A 26893-nucleotide genomic window follows, 5' to 3' on the forward strand; every position below is an offset into this window, starting at 1 on the left:
GATGCCTAGGCGCTAGGAGCCGATGAAGGACGTGGCTAACGACGAAATGCCTCGGGGAGCCGTAAGCAGGCTTTGATCCGGGGATGTCCGAATGGGGAAACCCGGCTGTCGTAATGGACAGCTACCCTGCAGCGAATACATAGCTGCAGCGGAGGCAGACCAGGGGAACTGAAACATCTAAGTACCCTGAGGAAGAGAAAACAATAGTGATTCCGTCAGTAGCGGCGAGCGAACGCGGATTAGCCCAAACCAGGAAGCTTGCTTCCTGGGGTTGTGGGACGTCTCACATGGAGTTACAAAGGTGTTGATTAAGCGAAGAGGTCTGGAAAGGCCCGCCATAGAAGGTAACAGCCCTGTAGGTGAAAGTCAGCACTCTCCGAGACGGATCCCGAGTACCGCGAGACACGTGAAACCTCGTGGGAATCCGGCAGGACCATCTGCCAAGGCTAAATACTCCCTAGCGACCGATAGTGAAGCAGTACCGTGAGGGAAAGGTGAAAAGCACCGCGGAAGCGGAGTGAAAAAGAACCTGAAACCGTGCGCTTACAAAAAGTCAGAGCCCAATTTAGGGGTGATGGCGTGCCTTTTGTAGAATGAACCGGCGAGTTACGTTCCCGTGCAAGGTTAAGGTGAGAAGCCGGAGCCGCAGCGAAAGCGAGTCTGAATAGGGCGATTAAGTACGTGGACGTAGACCCGAAACCGTGTGATCTACCCCTGTCCAGGGTGAAGGTGCGGTAACACGCACTGGAGGCCCGAACCCACGCATGTTGAAAAATGCGGGGATGAGGTGGGGGTAGCGGAGAAATTCCAATCGAACTCGGAGATAGCTGGTTCTCCCCGAAATAGCTTTAGGGCTAGCCTCGGATTAAAAGCGTCGTGGAGGTAGAGCACTGATTGGATGCGGGGCCCGCGAGGGTTACCAAGTCCAGTCAAACTCCGAATGCCATGCACGTAGATCCGGGAGTCAGACAGTGAGTGCTAAGATCCATTGTCAAGAGGGAAACAGCCCAGACCATCAGCTAAGGTCCCCAAGTGTGTGTTAAGTGGGAAAGGATGTGGAGTTGCCCAGACAACCAGGATGTTGGCTTAGAAGCAGCCACCATTTAAAGAGTGCGTAATAGCTCACTGGTCGAGTGACTCTGCGCCGAAAATGTAACGGGGCTAAACACGCCACCGAAGCTATGGCTCGATACGTAAGTATCAGGGGTAGGGGAGCGTTGAATACGGATTGAAGTCAGACCGTGAGGACTGGTGGACTGTATTCAAGTGAGAATGCCGGTATGAGTAACGAAAAGACAAGTGAGAATCTTGTCCGCCGAAAGCCTAAGGGTTCCTGAGGAAGGCTCGTCCGCTCAGGGTAAGTCGGGACCTAAGGCGAGGCCGAAAGGCGTAGTCGAAGGACAACAGGTTGATATTCCTGTACCACCGTAAGCCGTTACGAGCAATGGGGTGACGCAGAAGGGCAGTGACGCGAGCTGATGGAGTAGCTCGTCCAAGCAGTAAGGCTGGTGGGTAGGCAAATCCGCCCACTATAAGGCTGAGCTGTGATGGGGAGGGAAAATTGCAGTACCGAAGGTCATGTGCTCCCGCTGCCAAGAAAAGCCTCTAGCCAGGCGAAGGTGCCCGTACCGCAAACCGACACAGGTAGGCGAGCAGAGTATGCTAAGGCGCTCGGAAGAACTCTCGTTAAGGAACTCGGCAAAATGACCCCGTAACTTCGGGAGAAGGGGTGCCTCGGTAGGGTGAATAGCCCGAGGGGGCCGCAGTGAAAAGGCCCAAGCGACTGTTTAGCAAAAACACAGGTCTGTGCGAAGCCGTAAGGCGAAGTATACGGGCTGACGCCTGCCCGGTGCTGGAAGGTTAAGGGGAGTGGTAAGCCGCAAGGCGAAGCTATGAACCGAAGCCCCAGTAAACGGCGGCCGTAACTATAACGGTCCTAAGGTAGCGAAATTCCTTGTCAGGTAAATTCTGACCCGCACGAATGGCGTAACGACTTGGGCGCTGTCTCAACGAGAGATCCGGTGAAATTTTAATACCTGTGAAGATGCAGGTTACCCGCGACAAGACGGAAAGACCCCATGGAGCTTTACTGCAGCTTGATATTGGACTTTGGTACGATCTGTACAGGATAGGTGGGAGCCTGGGAAGCCGGAGCGCCAGCTTCGGTGGAGGCACCGTTGGGATACCACCCTGATCGTATCGGAGTTCTAACCCACTACCGTGAAGCCGGTAGGGGGACCGTGTCAGGCGGGCAGTTTGACTGGGGCGGTCGCCTCCTAAAATGTAACGGAGGCGCCCAAAGGTTCCCTCAGAATGGTTGGAAATCATTCGAAGCGTGCAAAGGCATAAGGGAGCTTGACTGCGAGACCTACAAGTCGAGCAGGGACGAAAGTCGGGCTTAGTGATCCGGTGGTACCGAATGGAAGGGCCATCGCTCAACGGATAAAAGCTACCCTGGGGATAACAGGCTTATCTCCCCCAAGAGTCCACATCGACGGGGAGGTTTGGCACCTCGATGTCGGCTCATCGCATCCTGGGGCTGAAGTAGGTCCCAAGGGTTGGGCTGTTCGCCCATTAAAGCGGTACGCGAGCTGGGTTCAGAACGTCGTGAGACAGTTCGGTCCCTATCTGTCGTGGGCGCAGGAAATTTGAGAGGAGCTGTCCTTAGTACGAGAGGACCGGGATGGACGTACCGCTGGTGTACCAGTTGTTCCGCCAGGAGCACCGCTGGGTAGCTACGTACGGACGGGATAAGCGCTGAAAGCATCTAAGCGCGAAGCCCCCCTCAAGATGAGATTTCCCAATTCGTAAGACCCCTGGTAGACGACCAGGTTGATAGGTTCGAGGTGGAAGCATCGCAAGATGTGCAGCTGACGAATACTAATCGGTCGAGGGCTTATCCTAACATGATTTATCCAACAACAGCTAAAGAATATACTTGTCCATTTCTTATCCAGTTTTCAGGGTGTAATGCTTATACGGAGTTAACTGAACTCACTTTTGTGGGTTTTTTTGTTTTCATTGATAACAAATACAAAGACACCTCGGATGAAGGAGTTTCATCCGAGGTGGGATCTTAGTGTCTTAATAGATGGCGGTATATGGTTTCGTTGTTGCAGCATCATCACCTCTTGGTGAAGGAGGTCTGGTGATATTCGCGGACTTGGATATATAACCTGCTGCTAGGCTGTAAAAAAAGGTTGGTTATCCGCCTTTTGCTCTCCGATTTCGTATAATCATTCCGACAACATTAAAACAAATGCCTACAATCATTAAAACTGCGCCTATTGATTTATAATCCTGAAGCATGAACAGGATTCCGGCGATAACAAACACCATTGCAATCATTGGAAACATGAACTGTTTAATCATATGTATCTCCTCACTGCCTGAATTAGGAATACTGTTTTAGAACAAAAAAGGGATTCCGACAATAAGAAATACAATCAGAACGATAACGCTGCTATTTCTGCTCATTATTAGATAGGCATCGCTCGGCTCGGAATCACCCTTGACCATCCAGCCATATCTTAAATGCCAACCAAAGCTGGGATAAATAATATTCACGATGGCAACCGCAATAATGATAAACGCAAAAAAGATCATCGTATCAACCCCTGGTTCATATATACGCATGATCTCAGTATATGTTTCATGGGAATAGCTCGGGGAACTGTGGAATGCGGCTTCAAAGTTTTTCTAACTTATTGATGCCAGGAAGATTGTCCATTTTATTTTTATATGTAGAAGGCGTATGATAGTGGAACAACACAACAACTATGGTGGCAGATGGAGGGTAAGATGCAGCTCATTAATCAGATCAACGTCCAACAGAGGATAGATATTTTGAAGGATCAGGCGCTTTATGTCCATCTTGAAATGACATCGGGAGCGTATGCTGCTCATTTGGACAGCAACAAGCATCCGGCAGCCACCTTTATTTCGAACGCCAGCATTCAATATTCACAAGGCTCAATCGCCGGAGAAGGGCCTTATTACCGGGTAGGCTTGAAAACGGCGAACGGTTGGATCTATTCAGAAGGGCTCACGCATTGGGACGAGACAGATACAGAGAGGTTAATTCTTGCCGGGCATGATGGTCAAGGCAAGCTGATTGTGGCTCTGCAGCTCAGCAGAACGCCTTTCTAAGGAGAGAAAAGGAGGGGAATGGAATGGGACAGCATATTTTAATTATATTGCCGCATCCGGATGATGAGGCTTTCGGGGTTGCAGGCACCGCTGCCAAGTATTTGCAAGGCGGAGACAAGGTTACTTACGCTTGTTTGACCCTAGGAGAAATGGGCAGAAATATGGGGATCCCGCCATTTGCTAACCGGGTGACACTGCCGGTTATCCGTAAGAAGGAGCTAGCGGCATCTTGTGCGGCAATCGGGATACAGGATCTGAGGATGCTGGGCTTTCATGATAAAATGATTGAGTTCGAGGATCAGGAGGAGCTGGACGGAAGTATCGGCAGTCTCCTGAAGGAGCTCCGCCCCTCGCTGGTTATTACCTTTTATCCGGGCTACAGCGTTCATCCGGATCATGACGCATGCGGAGCGGCTGTGGTTCGTACGATTGCCAAGCTGCCCCCAAGTGAGCGTCCCGTTGTCCATGCCATGGCCTTTTCCAAAAATACCATAGAAGTACTGGGGCAGCCGGATGTTGTCCATAACGTTAAACCGTTTTTGAAGCAAAAGATGGCATCCATTGAGGCTCATCGCTCACAGTTTCAAGCCGCGGAATTAGTGGGCAGCAAGAAATTGGGGGAAAAAGAAATAGAAGAGCGTTTTGGCATTGAACGCTTCTGGACCTATTCTTTTGAGTGATATTAATGCCTGTCCGCTTCAAAAGTGGACAGGCATTTGATGTGGATTAAATAAAAGGGTGCATTAGAAGGCTGCCGGGAAGTCGGGCAGCCTTTTTGAACCTTAAAGGATGTATAAAGGTTCACTGCTAAAGTTCCGGGTAAAGAAACATGCTCCAGGCTGCAAAGGGTACCAATCCGAAGCTGCCCGCCAGTCAGTTTTATGCTTTCTGTATTTTAGCCGGATTGTTGATTTTATAGGGTACGGGGTGTTTCGTAAGCTTCTTCGCAACTATTTTTCCTTCAAAGGTGATTGTTTCTCCGACCTTCAAATCGTTTTTTTTCAACGTAGCGCTGTGGCTTGACCAAGCCATGCCGACTTCCTCCCCGGATTCGGCAAAGGATACAGCCTCATAGATGACAACCTCATCCTCGGTATCGGAGAAATGGTTCGGTACTGTAGTAAATTCCTGTACAGTCGCGACCATTTTGATCTTTTCTTCCGGGAGCTGAAGTTTAGGGGCTTTTTCTTTTTTGCTCTTCTCTTTAGGAGCTTTCTTGACCTCCGGCTCCGCCAGTATGTTTTCCACCGGCAGCGGGTCCGGAACAGGTCCAGCCTCATCCTGCGGGACTTCCAGCTCCGCAATCAAAGGATCCGGCGACTCCTCCACTGCGCCGGAAGGCTTCTGACCGTAGTTCGACGCCTGCATCTCCTTCAGGTACGCGGGATGGATGCAATGCTGCTGATCATTCTCGAATGCTATAACCGCGGTCATTTTATCGACATAGCCGATAATGCTGCAGGCCAGATTCATGCCATTGCTTTTATAGAAAAACACTTTTGATTTGGTGGCTTTCTCGGATAACAAGCCCCATTCTTTACACTTCTCAATTTGCTCGGCCTCGTCTTCGAAGGCGTTATACATATCGGGCTTGATGGTGAATGCATGTACCATTTGTTCTCCGCCTTTCTTTTCATTCATAAACATTTTAGCATTTTTTGCGCGTATGATGAAATTCAAACTTTCTGAATTCTTGAATGAAGGTTGGATTCCGTCAAGATTTACTTTTGCAACAGGAGAAGAATCTCGCCTTTGCCGCACAAATAAAAGACGTCAGCCGCTTTGATCGAAGGCCCGTAAAGTCCATAGATCTGCTCCCTAATATGGATAAAAATAGCCATACTGAAGCTGGGCAATTCTGATATAGTTACAAGTAACAGGGTCTCTTGGGAGGTGTGCAGCTCATCCGGAACAGCATGACAAATCCGCTCACGAAAATAAGTGTCAAACAGCAGCTGCTCCTGTTATTGCTGGTTATGGTCAGTCCCGTCCTGCTTCTGCACTGGTACGGGAATGTGCGGGCGGAGCAAATTTTGAAGCGTCACGTTACAAACGCTTACACTGAACTGAATAAGCAAAATTTTGCCCTCATTAACCGGGACATCGACTCGGTGAAAAATACGACCTATTCGATCATTCAAAACTCCATTACCCAAAAGTTTGCGCAAAAGCAGAACGAGTCCAGTTATGACCGGCTCAATAAATATACCGAAATGGAAAAGCTGCTCGCCGGCTATTCAACGGGTGTGAACGGCGGGGAAGCGATCTATTACAACTTTTATGTGTATGACCCCAATAATGATTTCTCTTTCGCAGCGCAGCTGCCTCTGGCGCAAAGCGGTGTTTATTTCCTGTCCGCATCAAACAAGCCCAACTGGTATGAAGAGGCCGTGCTGAACAAAGGAAGCGGCTCCCTGCAGGTCATCGACGCCTATGTGGGAATCAACAAGCAGAAGACGCTGGCTTATGTGAGGGCGGTCAACAGTATTTATCAGAGAAATGATCTGCTCGGCGTATTGGTGGTAACCAAGATGGATAAGAAGATCGGCGAATCGCTGAACTCGGTATCCCTGCCGGACGGGAAGATTTATTTTACCGATGACCATAATCAGGTGCTGACCTCAACGGAAAAAGGCCTGATCAACGAGGAAATCCTGCTGCCCCCCGAATATGCGAAATTAACGGATACGAGCGGAGTCACCAACTTCATTGATTCCGATCTGATCTATGTGGTCAATACGAATGAATCGCTTAAGCAGAAGCTGATTTATAAAATTCCGGTCCGCTCCCTGCTGCAGCAGCAAAGCGAGCTCAAGCATGTCATCTTGTATATAACGGTTGTTTACACCGTTTTCGTATTGATGGGCATGGTTTATTTTTGGCGTTCCTTCATGACACCGCTTCAGAAACTCGCTACATTCGTCCGTTCCTACGAACCGGGGAAGCTGGTGCCGATGACGCCTGGCAAGGGTAGAAACGATGAGGTGGGCGTGCTTATTTCCTCCATGTACGACATGGCGCGCCGCTTGAATACGTTCATCCATTACAAATACAAGATGGAGCTGAAGCAAAAGGAGACACAGCTGCAAATTCTCTATCAGCAGATCGATCCGCATCTGCTTTACAATACGCTGGAGAGCATTTACTGGAAGATATCGCTCGAGGGCAGCACCGAGTCGGCGGAGATGGTCAAGGAGCTCGCCAAGCTGATGAAAATCGGGCTCAGCCGCGGCAGGGAGCTTATCCGGCTGGAAGAGGAGCTGGAGCATGCGGCCGCCTATATTAAACTGCAGCAGCCGAGATATGAATATGAATTCCAGGTCATCTGGAACCTGGATGAGCGGATTCATGATGTACTCATTCCCAAGATTACGCTTCAGCCTTTGATTGAGAACGCCATTATTCACGGCATCAAGAATATGGGAGAGGACGGGGAAATTATGATTTCAACATTCGACCGGGGAAACACAGTCATGATCCGGATTGAGGATAATGGCTACAAGGAAGTGAACTATGAGGCGATTGACCGGCTGCTCAATGAGGAAGAGGCACAGCCGTCCTTGGGATATGGCATACGCAATATTCACCAGCGCATTCAGCTTCATTTTGGGAGGCCTTATGGACTGCACTATCAGCGAAGGGAGATTGAGGGAACAGCGGTAACCATCGTGTTTCCCAAAACTTACGAAGAAGGACAGCGGAACTAAGCGGCAGTGCAACAAATAAGGGGGCAAATGATGTACAACATATTAATCGTCGATGATGAACCATTGATCTGCAAGGGATTGACCAGCTTGTTAGCCGCATCAGGCCTTAGCATCGACCACATCTATAATGCTTACAACGCATATGAAGCGCTTGACTATTTGCGGATGGAAGAGATTGATCTGCTGGTTACGGATATCCAGATGGGCGCGATGAACGGAATCGAGCTGATGCACGAGGCCAAGCTGATCAAGCCATGGGTGCAGACGATTATTGTATCCGCCCATGAAACGTTCCAATATGCCCAAATGGCCATTAAGCTGGGGGCAAAGGACTATCTGATCAAGCCGCTGAACAGCGAGCAGTTTCTGGACTCCGTCCGCAATGTGCTGCTGAAGATGAACAAGCCCGCTGCAGCCTCGGAAGCCGTCATGTCCGAGCTTCGCGAGCAGTTCCGCATGGAGGAGCCGGCACCGGAGAAAGATGGACTGCTGGGGCAGCTGCTGGGGGGAGCCGGCGATCAGCAGGCGATCCTTGATGCGCTTGCGCAGCGTTACGGCATCTCCCTGTACGGGCCTCATTATTCAATCATTATCGTTAGCCTGAATCTACCCTCCGGGATTAGAAAGCAGCAATTATTGCCCAAGGACAGCGAGCTGCTTCAGTATGCCGCGCTTAACATCATCAATGAGCTGATGGGAGAGGAATGGAATCATGTGATCTTCTCTTCGGACGATCAGGAAGTTACGGTGATGATTCAATGGGACGGGAAGAAAGCAGAAGAAATTAATGTCGATAAAATCAATCAGCTCGATATGATCGGACGAAGCCTGCATTTCAATCTTCACAAGTATTTGCGTCTTTCCTGTGTGGTCGGAATCAGTCAGATTCTCAAGGGAACGGAATTTTTGACTACGCTTAAGGAGCAGGCCCGCAGGGCGCTGCTGCGGCATGCGGATCATCCGGATCATTATGTGTTTTATTATGGGGATTTCGATTGGAGCCGGTATGCCGCGCAGGAACCGACAGCGGATGAGCTTAATGCCCAGAATAATGTCATCGTGGACCGTGCCAAGAGCTATATTGACCATAACTATGCACAGAAGGGGCTCACGCTGCATGAGGTGGCCCAGAGGAATCACGTCAGCCCCAATTATTTGAGCTATTTGTTCAAGAAGAAAACCGGATTCAATCTCTGGGAATATGTAATCAAGCTCCGGATGGAAGAAAGCCGCAGGCTGCTGACCACAACGGATTTGCGCCGCTATGAAATATCCGAGCAGGTGGGCTACGAATCGCCGGAGCATTTCAGCAAAATATTCAAGAAATATTTTGGCATGAGCCCAAGTGAGCTGAAGAAGTAAAATCGCCTATCATTCAGATAGAACTGCACATGTTCAGTCCTGCTCTCCTTCATTACAATTTAAATTATCACGCATAGAGAAGGAATGAGGGAGACTAGGATGAATCAAACAACGGTGCCCATACAGGCGGACGGCCCACAGGGTGTCCATAAATCCGGGATCTACAAGTTGCTGCGCAAAAATATGTGGGGCTACCTTTTTATTTTACCGGCGGCGCTTATATTCATCGCTTTTCTGTGGATGCCGATTATAAAAGGGTTCGTTTACAGCTTTCAGCATGTTGATTTTGTGAATGGCACGGAGTTTATCGGACTTGCAAACTATAAGACCGTCTTTCAAAATCCGGATGTAGGGAAGGCCGTCAAAAATACGCTTTACTATATGCTCCTGGGGCTTCTGATCGGCTACTGGATTCCGATCCTGTTTGCCATCGCGATATCGGAGCTGAAGAAGTTTCAGGGGTTTGCGCGCGTTGCGGCCTATCTGCCCAACGTTCTTCCTGTTGTCGTGCTCTATGGATTATGGCGCTGGTTCTATGATCCGGTTGGGCCGATCAATGCGACGCTTTCCCAGGCGGGGGCGGACCAGATCGCCTTCCTGACCGATACCAGATGGTCGATGATCTCTCTCGTTATTATGGAGTCGTGGCAGCAGTTCGGCTCAGCCATGCTGATCTATCTGGCGGCGGTGCTCAGCATTCCGCGAGACTGGTACGAAGCGGCTGAAATTGACGGAGCCGGGGTATGGAACCGGATCCGCTACATCACGCTGCCCTCCATCCGCAACCTGATCGTCCTGATGCTGATTCTGCAGCTGATTGCGACCTCGCAGGGGCTGCAATCCCAGCTTGCCATGCTGGACGGCGGACCTAACAACGCAACGCTCACCTATGCGCTGCTTATTGTAAAGTATGCCACAACCAGGCTGGATTACGGGGTGGCTGCTGCATTGGGCGTGCTCATGTTCCTTGCTCTGGGCGGCCTTGCGGTCGTTCAATACCGATTTCAGCGCAGGGAGGGCAACTAGCCATGAAAAGCTATGACCGCGGCATTCTATCCGTCTATGACTTGAAGAAGACTTCGAACAAAATTTATTACGGACTGATGATTCTCATCATTCTCGTTATGGTGTTCAGTATGCTGTACCCGATCGCCGTAACTTTCTTTAATGCGCTCAAGAGCAATGAAGAGGTCTATGCCTTTCCCCCGCATTTCCTGCCTGAGAAGTACAGCTGGGGCAATTTCCAGAAAGCCTGGGATTTTATCGATCTGCCGATATTCCTGCGGAATACAATGGCGATTTTCGCCGGAAATATGGTCGTTACCGTGCTGGTTCTCGGCTTGGCGTCATTCAGCCTGTCGAGGCTGAACGTGCCCTATCAGCGCGGGATTACATTTTTCTTCCTGATTACCTTGTTCATTCCGCCGACGACTTATATCATCCCGAATTTTCTGAATCTGAAGGATTTGGGGCTGATTAATACCTTCTTCGCTTTCTGGCTGCCAGCGGGGGCCAATGCCTTCTATCTGCTGCTGCTCAAGAGCTTCTTCGACAGCATCTCAATGGAAATGTTCGAAGCGGCAAGGATAGACGGCGCATCGGAGGTCAAATGCTTCCTGCGGATCGCGCTGCCGCTGTCGGTTCCGATCTTCTCGACACTGGCGATCTTCGTGTTCTCCAATGCCTGGAACGACTGGTTCTGGCCTTCGCTTGTCATGCACAGTGATCAGACGCGCCCGCTGGCGACGGCCATATACAAATATGTCATTAATGCGAAGAGACTGGATTTGAATATCAAATTCGCGATACTGGCGATGATTATGCTGCCGCCGATGGTTGTATTTCTCACTTTCCAGCGTTTTATAATGCGCGGCCTGCAGCTGGGCGGCATCAAGGGATAGGATGGCGAGAGCGTAAAGCTGCACACGATGAGAATAGGAATACACATCGTCAGTATGAAGCCGCCTCCATTAAGATTAAGAGGTAAGAAGAAACTAACTTCGCCATCGTTTGGCGGCAAAGTCAGTTTCTTCCCTCAAGCCTTATAGGAAATTATAGGCGTGAAGCTTATAAATTCTATAAGGTCAAGGTGAAACGGATGACGCCGTCCTTATGAAGGCGGGGCTCGTTTCATTCCGGTGAAATAGAAGCAGAGTATAGGCCACGGTATACTTTCTTCTATTTCAAATAAAATTTATGCGGAAGAAGGGGAGCTTCAATGCGCAAGTTAAGTCTTATCCTTGTATGTATGATGGTTTTCAGTGCGCTGCTGGCTGCCTGCGGCGGCACGGACAACAGCAAGAACAACGACACGGCCGCCAATGCGCCGGCTAACACACCGGCTGAGGACCCGCCGGCAGCTGCCAATGACAACGGCGCAGCAGCCAATAATACGCCGCCGGCGGAAGAGGACATCTCGACGAAGAAAATCACGATCAGCGTCTACTACCCGCTGCCTGACCAGGTGGAGAACCGGAAGCTTGAAGACGACAAGATCAAGCGTTTCACCGAGAAATATCCGAATGTAACCGTTGAGAAAAGCGACTGGCATTACAGCACCGATGAGATCGGCATCAAAATGGCGGCCAACGAAGCGCCTACCTTCTTCAATACCTTCGCGACGGAAGCCAAATTCCTCGTCGAGCGCGGCTGGGCTGCTGATATTACGGAGCTGTGGAATAATTATGAATTCAAGGATCAAATCAATCCGATCCTGCAAAATCAATTCCTGATTGACGGCAAAGTGTACGGCGTTACTCAAAAAGGGTATGTGACCAGCACCGTTATTAACAAAAAGCTGCTGGATGACAAGGGCGTGGCCGTTCCTTCCTATGACTGGACATGGGACGATATGCTCAGCACGGCCAAGGCGGCCTCCGATACGAAGAAAGGCATCTCCGGCATCGCGCCGATGGGCAAAGGCAATGAGGCCGGCTGGAACTGGACGAATTTCCTGTTCGAGGCGGGCGGCGAGATCCAGACGATTGCAGACGGCAAAGTAACAGCGGCGTTTAACTCCGAAGCGGGCTTAAAAGCGCTGGAGTTCTATAACAAGCTCCGCTGGGAAGCCAATGCCATTCCGCAGGACTGGGCACTGGGCTGGGGCGATGCTGTAGGGGCTTTTGCACAAGGGCGCACGGCAATGGTTATTGCAGGAGCAGAAGGACCGATTGAGCAGGCCTTGAATCAAGGGAACATGAAGCAGGAGGATGTGCTCACTTATCCGATGCCGGCAGCAGAAGCGGGCGGCAAGCATTACGGGATTCTGGGCGGCGACTATCTGGTCATCAACCCGAATGCGACCAAAGATGAGCAGGAGATGGCGTTCCGTTATATTACCTTTGATTATTTCTCCGATGACTGGCTCAAATCGGTTGAAACCGACATTCAGGCGCGTAAAACAGAAGGCAAGTTCTTCATCCCGCCGCAAATGAACTATTTTGGCGCCGACTCGGACTATGGCAAGAAGGTGCAAGCAATTTTCGACAAATACGACAATGTGTACAAATATAATGAGGAGTCGAATAAATTGCTTGATGGTCTGCCGGAAGCGCAGTACAATACGCAGGAATATTACGGAACGATGACCAATGTCATTCAAGAGGTATTCTCCAAGAAGGGCACAGACTTGAAGGCGCAGCTCGATGCCGCCGCCAAGGATGCGCAGACCAAATATTTTGATAAAATCAAAGCGCAATAAACGCCATACACAGCCTCCAGATCCATTTCTCATGTGGGTTTGGAGGTTTTTAACTGGAACAGAGCTGGAAAAAGGACTCATGAATGGCAAACCGCCGACACAATTTTGAAGCTGCCGATTACGCAGGCCTGGCAGAGGCGGCAATACTCATCATGAAGAAGCTGCCCGCCATGAAATAATTTTATTTAGTAGAAGCGGAAAATCCCCCCCCAGCCCCCTGAACGTAACGGTTCAGGGGGTTTTTGTCTTATGAAAGCCTGGATGAATCCATTGAATATTACCTGGAGACTCATTGACATACACAATATATTGATATATATTCAATCTTACCAACTATATATAGATGAAGTTGCTTAAAAGAAAAATTGGAAATTCCTCAGGTCAGGAGTTGGCGCATTTGTTGATTGCTTATGATTCACGCACGGGCAATGTCGGCAGATTCATAGACAAGTTAGCGATGAGGGCGGTACGAATCGAAGGAAGCTCAGCGATACGGGAGCCGTTCGTGCTCGTAACCTATACAACAGGATTTGGTCAGGTACCGGACAGGGTACTGGAATTTTTGCAAAATAATTACAGTTATTTGAAGGGTGTTTCTGCGAGCGGCAACCGGAATTGGGGAGAAGGATTCGCCAAAAGCGCAGACCGGATCGCCCAGTTATTCGCTGTCCCGGTCATCAGCAAATTTGAGCTGTCAGGTACGTCAACGGATGTTGAATATTTTCGGAGAGCGGTGAGCATGTTTGCGGTACATTGAACTGAATAATCAATTGATGCAAAGAAATGAAGACGGCTTTTTCAAGCTGGAAAAGGATCATGAGGCCGTTGCGGAGTTTATGGAGGATGTTCACAGCAGGAGCGAGACGTTCTCCGGCACGAAGCAAAAAATCGATTATATGATCGCCAACGATTATTACGAGAATGTCTATGACCGCTACACCTTGGAAGAAATCGAGTCTGTCTATGAGACGGCGCAGCAGTACGGCTTTGAATTTCAATCCTATATGGCGGCGTCCAAATTCTATACGGATTATGCGCTCAAGACCAATGATCAATCCAAATATCTGGAGCATTACCCGGACCGGGTCAGTATTACGGCGCTCCATCTTGCGCAGGGAAATGCGGAAGTCGCCAGAATGCTCACCCGCTCCATGATGGAGCAGCGCCTTCAACCGGCTACGCCAACTTTCCTTAATGCGGGCAAAAGCCGCCGGGGCGAGCTGGTGTCCTGCTTCTTAATGGAGGTTGACGATTCTCTTAATTCGATCAACTATGGTCTTGGAACCTGCATGCAGCTGTCCAAAATCGGCGGCGGCGTTGCGGTCAACTTGTCCAAGCTTCGGGGACGCGGGGAGTCAATCAAAGGGGTTGAAGGCGCCGCCAAAGGGATTATGCCGATCCTGAAGCTGATGGAGGATGCATTCTCCTATGCGGACCAGATGGGTCAGCGCAAGGGCTCGGGAGCGGCCTATTATAATATTTTCGGCTGGGACGTGCTGGAGTTTCTGGATTGCAAGAAAATCAACGCCGATGAGAAGAACCGGATCAAGACCCTTTCCATTGGACTGATTGTACCGAACCGCTTCTACACGCTGGCTGAGCAAAACCAGCCTCTTCATGTGTTCGCTCCCCACACCGTCTATCAGGCCTATGGCCAGCATCTGGACGATATCGATCTGGATGAGATGTACGATCAGCTGCTTGCGGACGACCGTGTGAAGAAAAAAGTGGTCATGAGCGCGCGCGACATGCTTGTCAAAATTGCGACAATCCAGCTGGAATCCGGCTATCCGTATATAATGAACAAATCCAATGCCAACAAGAATCATGCGCTGAAGGATATCGGCACTGTGAAAATGTCCAACCTGTGCACGGAGATTTTTCAGCTCCAGGAGGTATCGGAGATCGGCGACTACGGCCAGCCGGATCTGATCCGCCGCGATATCTGCTGCAATCTGGCTTCCCTTAACATCGTCAATGTGATGGAGCAGAAGAAAATCAAGGAATCCGTGTATGAAGGCATGACCGCCTTGACAGCAGTCAGCGATATGTCGCGTGTACCCAATGCGCCCGGCGTTGCCAAAGCCAATAACGAGCTTCATGCCGTCGGGCTCGGAGCGATGAATCTTCACGGCTATTTGGCCAAGAACCGGATCGCTTACGACAGCGGCGAAGCGAAGGATTTTGCCCGGACCTTCTTTATGATGCTGAACTATTATTCCATCGAGAAGAGCATGCAGATCGCTCGAGACACGGGGACGGTCTTCCAGGACTTTGAACGCTCTGAGTATGCCAAGGGCACTTATTTCGCCAAATATGAAGATACCGATTACAGTCCGGCGACGGACAAGGTGAAAGGGCTGTTCGAGGGAGTTGCGATTCCAACGCCTGCAGATTGGAGCAGCCTCAAGCAGCTGGTGAAGCAGCACGGTTTATATCATGCCTACAGGCTGGCCATCGCGCCTACGCAGAGCATTTCCTACATCCAGAACGCCACTTCAAGCGTTATGCCGATCGTGGAGCAAATTGAAACGCGCACCTATGCGAATTCGACGACCTATTACCCGATGCCTTACATGGCGGCGGATAATTACTTTTACTATAAATCAGCCTATCAAATGGATCAGTTCAAGGTGATGGACCTTATTGCCGAAATCAGCGAGCATGTGGATCAAGGCATTTCAACCATTCTTCATGTCAACAGCGATGTGAGCACAAGAGAACTCGCCAGGTATTATTTGTACGCGGCCAAGAAGGGCTTGAAGTCGCTGTATTACACCCGGACGAACCATCTTTCCGTGGAGGAATGCATTAGCTGCGCCGTTTAAACGGGGAAATCCGGTTGAACAACTGCTTCCTCGACAAGCGGCAAGCGGCAAACTCATTTGCAGCACCTACGAATATCAGAGGAGGCTTTCCTCATGAACGCCAGTTTTTTTGCCTCACTTCCGGTACCGCCTGAAATCATCATGGAAGGGAAATGAAGTTATGAATGTAAAATTAGCGGAGCAGCCGGTCAAGAAGCCGGCGGTGACCTTTAAGGCTGTGAACTGGAACCGGCCTGATGACGATTATACAAGCACGTTCTGGAACCAGAACATCATGCAGTTCTGGACGGATGAAGAGATTCCGCTTTCCGATGACAAAATGTCCTGGATGAGATTAAGCAGCCCGGAACGGGATTTATATATGAAGGTGCTTGGCGGTTTGACTTTGCTGGACACGATTCAGGGCGGAGTCGGCATGCCGAAGCTGCTGGAGCATATCGACGGCCTGCAGCGCAAGGCGGTGCTTGGCTTCATGGGGATGATGGAGCAGATTCACGCCAAATCGTACAGCAGTATTTTTACAACGCTGGCGACTACCGAGGAAATAGACAAGCTGTTCAAATGGGTAGAGCAAAATCCGCTGCTGCAGTCGAAAGCGGAGTGGATCTCGGAATGCTACCAGAATATCGATTCGGCGAAAAGCTTGTATCTGGCGATGGCAGCCTCCGTGCTGCTGGAAAGTTACCTGTTCTACAGCGGCTTTTTCTACCCCTTATACCTTGCCGGACAAGGGAAAATGACCAGCAGCGGCGAGGTTATCGACCTCATTCTGCGCGATGAGAGCATTCACGGCCTCTATGTCGGGGTGCTGGCGCAGGAGGTGTTCCGCGAGCTGGATGCGGCTGAGCAGTCCGAAGTCACGGCAGAGCTCTATGATCTCTTAAACCGTCTGCACGCCAATGAGGAAGCCTATACCGACGAGCTGTACAGCGTGCTTGGCTTGCAGGAGGAAGTGAAGCGATTCGTGCGGTACAATGCGAATAAGGCGCTGATGAATTTGGCGCTGGAGCCGGTTTTTCCCGAAGAAGAGGTGAATCCAATCGTGTTCAACGGGATCAGCACCCGGACGAAGCAGCATGATTTCTTCTCGAAAAAAGGCAACGGCTATGTACGGACAGTCCATGTAGAGACATTAAAGGATGAGGATTTTCTGTTCGATTAACGGCCGCTATCCGGTTGTTCACAAAGGAATGGCCATTGTTCTCATAAAAACCGCTGAACGTTTGGTAGCCAAGCGTTCAGCGGTTTTTTTAGCTGTGCCACCAAAAGGACGGCGACAGCCGTTTCTTCTTGATTCATGTGATTAAATGGTGAAGCGAGTGGGAAAAGTCTGGAGAAACGGCAACAGGGACCAAAGAGACGTTTCTCCATGGCAGCCTAACTTATTTACCGAATTTCTAACTGATATCAGTAAGGTTCGGGCTCTGACTGCTGTCCTTTATTTTCTGCCTTCCGCAAGAATGGCCCGGTAGGCGCTGGGGCTTACGCCTTCCTTGTTTTTGAAGGCTCTGCTGAAGCCGTGAATACTCGGGTAGCCAAGCGAATCCGCAATCTGCTGCATCGTCATCCTGGTGTGGCGCAGCAGGTTTTTGGCCCGGTCCAGACGCATCTGCTGATGGTATTGCATCGGTGTGATCTGGAAAGCCTGCTTGAACAACCCGATCAAATAATGCTTGTTCATATGAAACTGCCCGGAGAGCTCCATCAGCGTTAGCTCACGACCTGCGTGAAGGTTCAGGTAATGCTGGATCTCCAGCAGGAGCGGGAGATGGCCGGGCTCTCGCAGCTTCTCCTCGAGCTGTGTCTCGCGAAGCAGGCACGCGAGCAGCTCAAGCATAAGCCCCTTCAGGCGGAATTGATGGAATGGCATCTTCATTTCAAACTCCCGGATGATCGCGAACAGCAGCTCTTCGAACTTCAGCAAATCCGGCATACGGATGCGGCTTGGCAGCTTCCAGTCCGGTCCGGAGAGCAGATCCGGGCGGAACCAGCTATTCTCCGTACGGCTCATATGCCGCAGGGGCTTGAAGGACACCCATACATCGGGGCTGTCGGCGGTTTCGGATAAATCAAAATGGACATGAGGCTGCCTCGCCGCCTGCCCTCCCATGACCCGAATGGAGTGAGGCTGCTTCGGCTTGAAGAGAAACACGTCTCCGGCTTCCCCGGCGTATACGGCACCGTCAACTGTTATCTCCAGGCGTCCTTCTTTGAGAAGCAGCAGCTCATAATCCCAGATTACCCGTTCCTCGATGAAAGCATCGGAATCTAACCAGGAATCCATAGCGACCCGTATATAAGGCGATAATTGCTCCAGCACGAGAAACCCTCATTTTCAGTAGAGTATGAATGTTCTGAATGATTGATAAAAAGAACTAACCAATTGCTAAATCCAGTTGCGTAATGCCCGGCTTATAATGTCCTTGAACGCCATTATTCAGACGCACAGGAGGCTTATATAATGACAGCAGCATTCAATGGAATCGGCATGGGGCTCGGCAATTTGTCACGTTTGTCAAACGCGGTTACCCGATCGGTCAGTCCGGAGAACTTTACCGGCGGGAAAGGCAAGGGAGCCATGGCCACGGAAGGCACCGGGGCGGCTTGCGCCCGCGATTTGGGACAAGGCTGGAAAATATCGCCCTCTGTCATGGTGCCGGCAAATTCCTCGTTCACCATGGCCGACATTCAGGGGCCGGGCGTGATTCAGAATTTCTGGCTCACCTGTCCGGTAGAATCATGGCGGCATTTGATCCTGAACATATATTGGGATGACGAAGCGGAGCCCTCGGTGCGCGTTCCGGTCGGCGATTTTTTCTGCAACGGCTGGTGCGAGCGCAGTCTTGTGAATTCGCTTCCAATTGCCGTTAACCCGGCAAACGGCTTCAACAGCTATTGGGAAATGCCGTTTCGGGGCAAAGCCCGCTTCGTCATGGAGAATCTGGAAGACAAGGACACGGTGCTGTATTACCAAATTAATTATACGCTAACCGACGTACCGGCCGATATGGCTTATTTTCATGCCCAGTGGCGCCGCAGCAATCCCCTTGCCTACAAGGATGTGCATACGATTGTCGATGGCATCAAGGGCAAAGGGCATTTTGTCGGAACCTATCTGGCGTGGCAGGTGAACAGCAACAACTGGTGGGGCGAAGGCGAAGTGAAATTTTACATGGACGGGGACCGCGAGTTCCCGACAATTTGCTCGACAGGGCTGGAGGATTATTTTGGCGGAGCCTGGAACTGGGATATGGAGGGCAAGTACGTCCCTTACAGCACGCCTTATCTGGGCATGCACCAGGCGATCAAGCCGGACGGACTGTACAAGGCCAACCAGCGCTTCGGAATGTACCGCTGGCATATCATGGACCCTATCCGCTTCGAGGATGATCTTCATGTGACGGTGCAGGCGTTGGGGTGGCGGTCGAAAGGCAGATACCTGCCCTTGCAGGACGATATCTCCTCCGTCGCATTCTGGTATCAGACAGAGCCGCATGCCGCGTACCCGCAGCTGCCGGACAAGGATGGCCTGGAGGTCATTTAACCGAATTTCATATAAAAAAGAAGCGCCCCCGTCATTCTTGGCGGGGGCGCTTCCGATATTTAAGGCATTTTCTTGCCGCGCGTGCTTTCATAAAGCGTATACCATTCCTCGCGGGTCAGGCGAAGTGTGGCGGCATCCCTGCAAGCCAGGATGCGCTTCGGATTCACGGTGCCGATTACAGGCTGAATGGCAGCAGGGTGCGTCATCAGCCACGCCAGAACAATCGCTTCCGGCGTCGTGTTCTTCTCTTCTGCCAGCCGGCTGACAAGCTTGGCGGTTTGGACTACCGAATCCGGCTTGCCGTCGAGCGATGCGCCGGAGTATAGCCCCTGCGCCAGCGGTCCCCAGGATTGCAGCTGGATGTTCTCCATACGGCAAAATTCCATCGTTCCTTCCGGGAAAATGCTGTCCTTCGCCGCATCCTGGTTAATGTGGATGCCGGTTTCTACGAAGCCTGTCCGCAGAAGGCTCATCTCCAGCTGGTTGGCGACGAAAGGTTCATCGCAATACGCCTGGAGCATTTTGATTTGTCCCTGACTCATGTTGGAAACGCCGAAATGGCGGACCTTGCCGGAGGCGGTGAGCTTGCGGAATGCGCTTGCCACCTCTTCCGGATCAATGAGCGGGTCCGGACGATGAAGCAGCAAGATATCGAGGTATTCGGTTCCAAGCCGTTGAAGAATCCCGTCTACGCTTTTGAGAATATGAGCCTCGGTGAAGTCAAAGCGCTGTGGACCAACCCCGTCAGGAAAGCGGATGCCGCATTTGGATTGGATAATAATTTCCTTGCGGAGGCCCGGCATTTCCTTCAATACATGGGCAAATACCCGCTCCGCCTTGCCGAAGGCATAGACATCGGCATGGTCAAACATGTTGATGCCGATTTCCAGAGCGGCATTGACAGCTTCCATGCCCTGATTGTAATGCTCGCTTGTGATCGGATTATCGTTCCAGCCGCCTCCAAGCCTCATACATCCGAGGACGAGCTGGCTTGCCTCTATTCCGCGCTGCTTTAAGGGAATGGGTTTCATTCATTTACCTCCATCATCATGATTGTCACACGGTACAATACCTATTATATAGGTCAAGCTATCGATAAAGAAAGTAGTGAATTGTGCGTTATGTAATGCTAAACGGTATATCTAGTGATGCAAAGTATAGTGCCGCAAACAGGAAACTCCATGACGCATGGATGCCGAATTCATGCTTCAGGGCATGGATGATTCTGGGAAGGAGGAGGGGGAACGTCAACATTTTGCCATAAACCAAAAAGAATATGACCGGAATTTATTAAACGGTGCCATTTACAGATGCGTTTCTTTTTTTTCCTGTTATAATGGTAGGTAAAGGTGTTCACGACGGATGGCAAAGGAGAATTGCGATGAATGAGTCTCAGCTGGTAATGGCTTCCAGACAGGGCGATCAGCTTGCCTTCAACAAGCTTGTGGAATTGTACACAGACAAGATTTACAACATGGCGCATCGGATCCTCCGCAGCAAGACAGAGTGCGAGGATGTGGTTCAGGAAACCTTTCTCAAGGTATACCTCAATTTGAACCGCTTTGATGAGAACAAACGATTTTCCACCTGGATCTTTCACATCGGCAAGAACATTTGCCTGGATTTGCTTCGTCGTCGCAAGGCACCGTCACTTCCTCTGGATCAACCGGTTATGGCCCATTCCGATCAGCCTCTCTCGCTTCATGATGTCATTGCAAATACAGAACCGACACCTGAAGGCGAGGTTATCGAACGCGAGCTGTCCGACAAGATGGCGGAGCTCATCGACAAGCTTCCGGTCAAGTACAAAAGCGTCGTTTATCAGCGCTATGTATTGGAAATGTCGCTGGAGGCGATCAGTCAGGCCAATAATATACCGGTTAATACCGTGAAGTCACGGATTCACCGCGGCAAGGATTTTATGAAAAAAAGATGGGGCAAGGCGCTCTTGATATATTCTCTGCTCATGCTGATTTTAAGTCCTTAAGCTGTACGGACAACGGCATGAATCCTGCATCCACTCTCACTCCCATAAGCGGATATCGCTCAGGGGCGGGAGTGGTTTTTTTGTAATGGCGGCAGCAGAACTAATTTTGCAGCAAAGGTAAAGGACGATGCCGGCTCTTCCTTCATACAATATTAATGCCATCGTTTGAAAAAGCGGGCAGAGAGCTTTACAATGAACATAATCATGATCATAAAGGAGATTGACATGCTCACTATAAAAACAAAAGATCAAATTCATAAAATGAAACAGGCCGGAGAGGTGCTGGCCGCCTGTCATAGAGAAATCAGAAAGCTGATCAGCCCTGGCATCACAACGATCGAAATTGACGGATTTGCCGAGAAGTTTATGAGAGATCATGGGGCAACGCCGGAGCAAAAAGGGTATAAAGGTTATCCATTCGCCACCTGCGCTTCCGTCAATGACGTGATTTGTCATGGCTTCCCGGGCCAATACCGTCTGAAGGACGGAGATATTGTGACCATCGATATGGTTGTCAATCTGGAGGGATGGCTTGCGGATTCGGCCTGGTCCTATGCGGTCGGCAGTATTTCGGAAGAAGCCGCCCGTCTGCTGGATGTAACGGAGCAATCGCTCTACAAGGGGATCGAAATGGCGGTTCCGGGCAATCGGATCGGAGATGTGTCCCATGCGATCCAGGTATTCGCGGAAGCGCAAAATTTCTCGGTCGTACGGCAGTTTATCGGCCACGGAATCGGGCAAATTATGCATGAGGAGCCTCAGGTTCCCCATTACGGGCCTGCAGGCCGCGGCACGCGCATCAAGGAAGGCATGGTATTCACCATTGAGCCGATGCTGAATGTGGGCGGGCCGAACTGCAAGATCGATGAAGACGGATGGACGGCAAGGACATTTGACGGCAGCCTGTCTGCCCAATACGAGCACACGATCGCGATAACAGAGGACGGTCCGATTATTCTGACTCAGCAGTAAAAGCTTAAACAAAGCAGTCCGGCACCTGCAAGCGAGGGGTTCGGGCTGTTTTGTTGAAGCTACTTAAGAATGCGCTAATGATCACAGCTAAGGAGATATCCAGCATGAATTCCGGCAACCGATTGCGTCAGGCTTGGTCGAAAGTAAGCGATATGCGGATGGAGCGCAAGCTGCTGCTGGTGTTTCTGCTGCTCGTCATACTGCCGCTTACGTTTATTGGCTTTGTTTCCTACCGGAACTATTCCCATTCCATCGAGCATAATACGATCGTATACTCCACGAACATGCTCAGCAACATGATGGACCGGGTTGACGATTATATTGAAGATATGGTCCGGATCTCTTCCATTCCGGCTTATCAGGATGATATCAGGCAGAACTTGATCCGCTCCAACCGTTATTATGAGCAGCGCGCACAATCCTCCGGGGGCGGCGAAGGCAATTCGGTCCCGACCGATTTTGATCTGCTCCTGTCGATCCAGCGGGGAATTGAGGGCAATATTTCATATATCAATAACATCAAGCGGGGCGCGAATTCGGTCTATATTTTCGATCAATATGGAAACGGTTACTATTCGGCCAAATCCGGCATCCGCACCAATATAAAGGAAAGCTATGAGCTGTGGGAGCAAAGGATGCGGGATACGGCAGGCGAGGCTGTCCTGTTCAGCACGCAAAAATACACCAGCAATCTCAAAAGCGTGAAATATGCGTTTACCGTCGTCCGGAAAATCATTGATAAGTCCTTGAAGGATGTCGGGATGATTGCCGTTGACGCCAATATCAGCGTTATTGAGGATCAGGTGGTCAAGCTGGATCGGGTGACTCACGGTAAATCGCTTATTGTCGATGCGGATGGCAATGTCGTTTACGATTCCGGGAGGAAGCTGCTGACCGCCAATATTGCGGATCAGCCGATGCTGAAGCAGGCGACCGGGCAGAATGGAAGCTTTTATCTGAACGAGGGCGGAGAACGCCATCTGTACATCTATGCCACCTCTTCCCATAATGCCTGGAAAATGATTATTTCCATTCCCGCCAAGGAGCTGACCCGGGATTCGGTGGTGATCCGCAACGTGACGTGGATTGCGACTTTTCTGACCATCGGCATCGCGCTGCTTATCTCGATCTTCTTCTCCTTCGCATTGACCAGGCCGCTGCGCACGATGATTCGCCTGATGCGGCGTGTGCAGGGCGGGGACTTCAATGTCCAGTTCCAGGTCAGGCGCCGCGATGAAATCGGGCAGCTTGGCAGTCAGTTCAACCAGATGATTCTGCAGATCGATCAGCTGATTGCAGATATTTATGTGATGGAGACGAAGAAGAAGGAAGCGGAGCTGCATGCGCTGCAAAGCCAGATTAATCCGCATTTCATGTATAATACGCTGGAATCGATCCGCATGGCGGCCGAGCTCAATGACGACCGCGATGCGGCCAATATGCTGGCAATCCTCGGCAGGCTGCTGCGCTACAGCATCAGCGATTTGCATGAGGAAGTGACGCTGGCAAGCGAGCTGGATCATGTACGCCACTATGTGGAGCTGCTGAATTACCGCTATCCCGGCCGTTTTGAGCTGAGGATTGACGCTCCGCAGCAGCTGACCGGCTATTCCATCATCAAGCTTGTGCTCCAGCCGATAGTGGAGAATGCGATCTATCACGGCATGGACGACGATAAGCCGCTCATGCATATTAATGTAGCAGCGGAGATAGCCAAGGAGCATGTTATTCTGCGGATAAGCGATGACGGGCTGGGGATGACCGGGGAGACGCTGGAGCGGTTGAACCGTAATTTGTCGGGACAAGCCGTGGCGCTCGCGCGGGCTGGCGGGAATCCGGCGGGCTCAAGCGGAAGCGGGATAGGGCTTGCGAATGTGAATGAAAGAATCAGGCTTCACTATGGAAGCAGGTTTGGCGTGAAAGTGTTCAGTGAATCCGGAAGAGGCACAGTGGTGGAGCTGCTGCTGCCGTTTGCCGGTGAAGGGGGAGGGGGATAGGATGAGCAGGCTCAGATGGAAACTCGTAATCACGGCCATGACGATTCTGATTCTGTGTACCGGTCTGGCTGCGGGGTGCAAGCCGGAGGAAGGCGCGGTATCTGAACCCTCTCCCTCAAATCCGGATCAACCGCAGGCTGAGGGCAAGCAGACGCTTGTCGTTCTGACGAATCGGGTCGATCTGGTGGAGAATGGCGTCTTTCAGAAATACGCCGATCAGTTTCAGAAGTCCCATCCGGAAGCGGTTGTGGAATTTGATGCTCCTGCCAATTATACAAGCGATGTTCTCGTTCGCCTGTCCACCCGGACGATGGGAGATGTGCTGCTGCTGCCCAATAATATAACCAATGAAGAGCTCGCCAATTACTTTGAGCCGCTTGATGCGGAGATGTTCGAGGGAATGCGGTTCGCCGATTACAAGGCCTATAATGGCGTTCGTTACGGTTTGACGACAGGGATTTCCACAGAAGGCATCGTCTATAACAAGAAGGCATTTGAGAAGGCGGGCATAACGGATATTCCCACGACGCTGGACGAGTTCTATATGGCTTGTCAGCAGCTGAAGCAGGCGGGAATCCTTCCGATTTATTTGAATTACGGCGCCCAGTGGCCAATGCTGGAGTGGGGGGAGAATCTGGTTGGCAGTATGGCCGGCGATGCGGGCTATTTGAATAATATGGTTTATACCGATGCTCCGTGGCAGCTTGATAATCCCTGGGGCAAAGCGATCGGGATCGTCAAGACGCTGATTGGACATGGCTATACCGAGAAGGACCTGATCTCGAACAACTGGGAAATGTCCAAAAGCCAAATTGCGGGCGGTCAGGTAGCGATGTATTTTCTGGGGAACTGGGTCATCAAGCAGGTCATCGATGCAGGTGCGGATTCATCCGAGATCGGTTTCTTTCCGTTTCCTTACGACAATAAAGCGGATAAACGATATGTGGCGCTCAGTCCGGACTGGTTTGTCGGCGTCAGCAAGTTCAGCGAGAACAAGGAGCTGGCCAAGGAATGGATTGAATTCTTCGTCAAGGAATCCGGCTACGTGAATGATTCCGGATTTCTGCCGGTCGAGCAGACCAAGACCTCGGAGCTTCCTCAGCTCAAGCAGTTTCAGACCTTCAATCCTATCTATCTCGAGCGGCAGTCGCCGAGCGACAATTTCCTGAAGCTTGGCGATAAAGCGCAGATCGCTTTCTGGTCAGGCGATTACATTCAGGAGTTTATCGCGGCAGCCGATTTGAAGCAGGCTTTTCGGAGCTACAACGAGAAATGGGCCGAAGCGAGAAAACTTATTGCCCCCTAAATCCCCCGGAGGGGGACCCCAGAGGTTTCCGACCCTCTGGACACCCGGATGTGGATTGTCAACAGTAAATCAGACAACCTTTTTAAGGGCTTCTTGGCGATACTGAATAGGCGTCATATAGCCTAATGTTCCATGAATGCGATGCTTGTTGAACCAATTAACATAATCGTTTAATTCCAGTTCCAAGTGACGAAGGCTCTGGAAGTTCATCTGGTTTACGAACTCTGTTTTCATGATTTTGTAGGTGGCTTCGGCTACAGCATTGTCGTATGGACAGCCTTTCGCACTTAGAGATCGGCCGATTTCAAAGGTACCTAGAAGCTCGTCTATCTTTTGATTTTTAAACTCGCTGCCACGGTCCGTATGAAACCATTGAATATAACGCAAATCACCCTGGACGCTCGCAAAGGCGCGGGAAATCAGAGCAGCGTCTTTATTCGGACCTGCACTGTGGCCAATGATCTCTCGATTGAACAAGTCGAGCAGCACACAGATGTAATGCCACCTGTTCTGAACCTTCACATAAGTCAGATCACTGACAACGAAGCGCTTTGCTTCCTCCTGCTCGAATTCGCGGCCCAAAACATTCTCTGTTGTTGCTTCATTAGGAGTGGTTTTATGGGGCTTATATTGAGCCACTGTGTAGGTCGAGACTAGCCCTTGCTCTTTCATAATCCTTCCAATTCTACGTCTGGAAACGACGATTCCGCGTTCCTGGAGCTTAACCTTAATCTTTCGTGTACCGTAAGCTTTTCGGTTATTGTGGAATATCTCTACAATCGCTTCGGTTATATCGTCTTCGTTCAATTGTTCTTTCGCGTCGTAGTAATACGTACTTCTTGCAATTTGCAGGACGTCGCACATTGCTGATACCGAGTATTTATCACGGTTATTCCGGATGATAGCTACTTTCGTCCCATGATCAGCGCTGCTTGCTTTAAAATATCCACTTCCATTTTCAGACGCTGGTTCTCTTTTCGTAAAGCGATCAATTCGTTCTCGTCTGACGAGCGATTGTCCTTCTCCTTGAAGGAACCGCTTGTCTCATCTTGTTTGATCCAGCGGTCTAAAGCAGAGGCTGTGAGGTCATATTCCTCCACAATCGCCGCTCTGGACTTCCCATTTTTATAGAGCTCCACCAGTTGTTTTTTGAATGCTGGAGTAAAGGTACGTCGTTCTTGTTTTGGCATTGTAGAGATCCGCTCCTTCATAATGATAGGTTCATTCTACAAGCCCTTATTTTTTCTGTCCAACTAAGTGTAGACGATCCAAGCTTAATATAGTCCCTCATCATGGCATCAAAGAGTGTGACTCTGACAGGGTGGATAAGTACATCACCGA

21 protein-coding genes and 1 rRNA gene (1 of these 22 cut by a window edge) are annotated in these 26893 nt (G+C 50.5%); 16 read left to right on the forward strand and 6 right to left on the reverse strand.

Going from position 1 to position 26893, the window contains the following annotated elements:
* Positions 1–2904: ribosomal RNA gene (locus ACFOLF_RS24840) — 23S ribosomal RNA — on the forward strand (it extends 26 nt beyond the left edge of the window).
* 300 nt (positions 2905–3204) lie between these two features.
* Here the strand turns inward: ACFOLF_RS24840 and ACFOLF_RS24845 are convergent.
* Together ACFOLF_RS24845 and ACFOLF_RS24850 are read right to left on the reverse strand one after the other, a co-directional pair.
* Entirely contained in the window at positions 3205–3372 is a 168-nt protein-coding gene (locus ACFOLF_RS24845) for a hypothetical protein (protein ID WP_210047116.1), read from the reverse strand.
* Between the two features lie 36 nt (positions 3373–3408).
* A complete protein-coding gene (locus ACFOLF_RS24850; RefSeq protein ID WP_210047117.1) occupies positions 3409–3606 on the reverse strand; it encodes a DUF6199 family natural product biosynthesis protein in 198 nt (65 codons plus the stop codon).
* A 195-nt stretch (positions 3607–3801) separates the two neighbouring features.
* Between ACFOLF_RS24850 and ACFOLF_RS24855 the strand changes: the two genes are divergently transcribed.
* Together ACFOLF_RS24855 and bshB2 are read left to right on the forward strand one after the other, a co-directional pair.
* Positions 3802–4149, forward strand: a complete 348-nt coding sequence (locus ACFOLF_RS24855) for a YojF family protein (protein WP_210047118.1) — start codon at positions 3802–3804, stop codon at positions 4147–4149.
* Between the two features lie 23 nt (positions 4150–4172).
* The gene (gene bshB2 / locus ACFOLF_RS24860) at positions 4173–4829 is read left to right on the forward strand and encodes a bacillithiol biosynthesis deacetylase BshB2 (protein ID WP_210047119.1); all 657 of its coding nucleotides are present in this window, start codon (positions 4173–4175) and stop codon (positions 4827–4829) included.
* Positions 4830–5028: 199 nt separating this feature from the next.
* Here bshB2 and ACFOLF_RS24865 read toward each other — a convergent pair whose 3' ends face one another.
* Positions 5029–5763, reverse strand: coding sequence for a hypothetical protein (locus tag ACFOLF_RS24865; RefSeq protein WP_210047120.1), 735 nt, complete (start codon positions 5761–5763; stop codon positions 5029–5031).
* A gap of 281 nt (positions 5764–6044) precedes the next feature.
* On the opposite strand from ACFOLF_RS24865, the gene ACFOLF_RS24870 reads away from it, so the two are divergent.
* The 8 genes from ACFOLF_RS24870 (at position 6045) to nrdF (ending at position 16908) form a co-directional block, all read left to right on the forward strand.
* A complete protein-coding gene (locus tag ACFOLF_RS24870) occupies positions 6045–7856 on the forward strand; it encodes a sensor histidine kinase (RefSeq protein ID WP_379112734.1) in 1812 nt (603 codons plus the stop codon).
* A gap of 30 nt (positions 7857–7886) precedes the next feature.
* Positions 7887–9218 carry a response regulator transcription factor gene (locus tag ACFOLF_RS24875; protein WP_210047134.1) on the forward strand — a complete coding sequence of 444 codons (1332 nt, stop codon included), beginning with the start codon at positions 7887–7889 and terminating at the stop codon, positions 9216–9218.
* Positions 9219–9317: 99 nt separating this feature from the next.
* Positions 9318–10244 carry a carbohydrate ABC transporter permease gene (locus ACFOLF_RS24880; RefSeq protein WP_210047121.1) on the forward strand — a complete coding sequence of 309 codons (927 nt, stop codon included), beginning with the start codon at positions 9318–9320 and terminating at the stop codon, positions 10242–10244.
* A gap of 2 nt (positions 10245–10246) precedes the next feature.
* Positions 10247–11119 (forward strand): carbohydrate ABC transporter permease, encoded by an 873-nt coding sequence (locus ACFOLF_RS24885; protein ID WP_210047122.1) that lies wholly within the window; start codon positions 10247–10249, stop codon positions 11117–11119.
* A gap of 317 nt (positions 11120–11436) precedes the next feature.
* The gene (locus ACFOLF_RS24890; RefSeq protein WP_210047123.1) at positions 11437–12918 is read left to right on the forward strand and encodes an ABC transporter substrate-binding protein; all 1482 of its coding nucleotides are present in this window, start codon (positions 11437–11439) and stop codon (positions 12916–12918) included.
* Positions 12919–13315: 397 nt separating this feature from the next.
* Positions 13316–13675: a class Ib ribonucleoside-diphosphate reductase assembly flavoprotein NrdI gene (gene nrdI / locus ACFOLF_RS24895; protein WP_210047124.1), complete on the forward strand. Its 360-nt coding sequence runs from the start codon at positions 13316–13318 to the stop codon at positions 13673–13675.
* Positions 13662–15746: a class 1b ribonucleoside-diphosphate reductase subunit alpha gene (nrdE, locus tag ACFOLF_RS24900; RefSeq protein ID WP_210047125.1), complete on the forward strand. Its 2085-nt coding sequence runs from the start codon at positions 13662–13664 to the stop codon at positions 15744–15746. Before nrdI ends, nrdE begins: the two co-directional genes overlap by 14 nt.
* 160 nt (positions 15747–15906) lie before the next feature.
* Positions 15907–16908, forward strand: a complete 1002-nt coding sequence (gene nrdF, locus ACFOLF_RS24905; protein WP_210047126.1) for a class 1b ribonucleoside-diphosphate reductase subunit beta — start codon at positions 15907–15909, stop codon at positions 16906–16908.
* 276 nt (positions 16909–17184) lie between these two features.
* Here the strand turns inward: nrdF and ACFOLF_RS24910 are convergent, their stop codons facing one another.
* Entirely contained in the window at positions 17185–18066 is an 882-nt protein-coding gene (locus tag ACFOLF_RS24910) for a helix-turn-helix domain-containing protein (protein WP_210047127.1), read from the reverse strand.
* A 141-nt stretch (positions 18067–18207) separates the two neighbouring features.
* Between ACFOLF_RS24910 and ACFOLF_RS24915 the strand changes: the two genes are divergently transcribed.
* Positions 18208–19290 (forward strand): glycoside hydrolase family 172 protein, encoded by a 1083-nt coding sequence (locus tag ACFOLF_RS24915; RefSeq protein ID WP_210047128.1) that lies wholly within the window; start codon positions 18208–18210, stop codon positions 19288–19290.
* Positions 19291–19349: 59 nt separating this feature from the next.
* Here ACFOLF_RS24915 and ACFOLF_RS24920 read toward each other — a convergent pair whose 3' ends face one another.
* Entirely contained in the window at positions 19350–20321 is a 972-nt protein-coding gene (locus tag ACFOLF_RS24920) for an aldo/keto reductase (RefSeq protein ID WP_210047129.1), read from the reverse strand.
* A 350-nt stretch (positions 20322–20671) separates the two neighbouring features.
* On the opposite strand from ACFOLF_RS24920, the gene ACFOLF_RS24925 reads away from it, so the two are divergent.
* From ACFOLF_RS24925 to ACFOLF_RS24940, 4 genes are all read left to right on the forward strand, one after another.
* Positions 20672–21277: a sigma-70 family RNA polymerase sigma factor gene (locus ACFOLF_RS24925; RefSeq protein ID WP_210047130.1), complete on the forward strand. Its 606-nt coding sequence runs from the start codon at positions 20672–20674 to the stop codon at positions 21275–21277.
* 225 nt (positions 21278–21502) lie between these two features.
* A complete protein-coding gene (map, locus tag ACFOLF_RS24930) occupies positions 21503–22249 on the forward strand; it encodes a type I methionyl aminopeptidase (RefSeq protein WP_210047131.1) in 747 nt (248 codons plus the stop codon).
* 104 nt (positions 22250–22353) lie between these two features.
* A complete protein-coding gene (locus ACFOLF_RS24935; protein WP_210047132.1) occupies positions 22354–24246 on the forward strand; it encodes a sensor histidine kinase in 1893 nt (630 codons plus the stop codon).
* Position 24247: 1 nt separating this feature from the next.
* Positions 24248–25552, forward strand: a complete 1305-nt coding sequence (locus ACFOLF_RS24940; RefSeq protein ID WP_379112730.1) for an ABC transporter substrate-binding protein — start codon at positions 24248–24250, stop codon at positions 25550–25552.
* Between the two features lie 69 nt (positions 25553–25621).
* On the opposite strand, the gene ACFOLF_RS24945 is transcribed toward ACFOLF_RS24940, so the two are convergent.
* A protein-coding gene (locus ACFOLF_RS24945) for an IS3 family transposase (protein ID WP_210047218.1) occupies positions 25622–26742 on the reverse strand; the annotation gives its coding sequence in 2 pieces (ribosomal slippage) (positions 25622–26493 and positions 26493–26742; 1122 coding nt in all).
* Positions 26743–26893: the final 151 nt, after the last annotated feature.

Source organism: Paenibacillus sepulcri (assembly GCF_042647105.1).
Taxonomy (GTDB): Bacteria; Bacillota; Bacilli; order Paenibacillales; family Paenibacillaceae; genus Paenibacillus_Z; species Paenibacillus_Z sepulcri.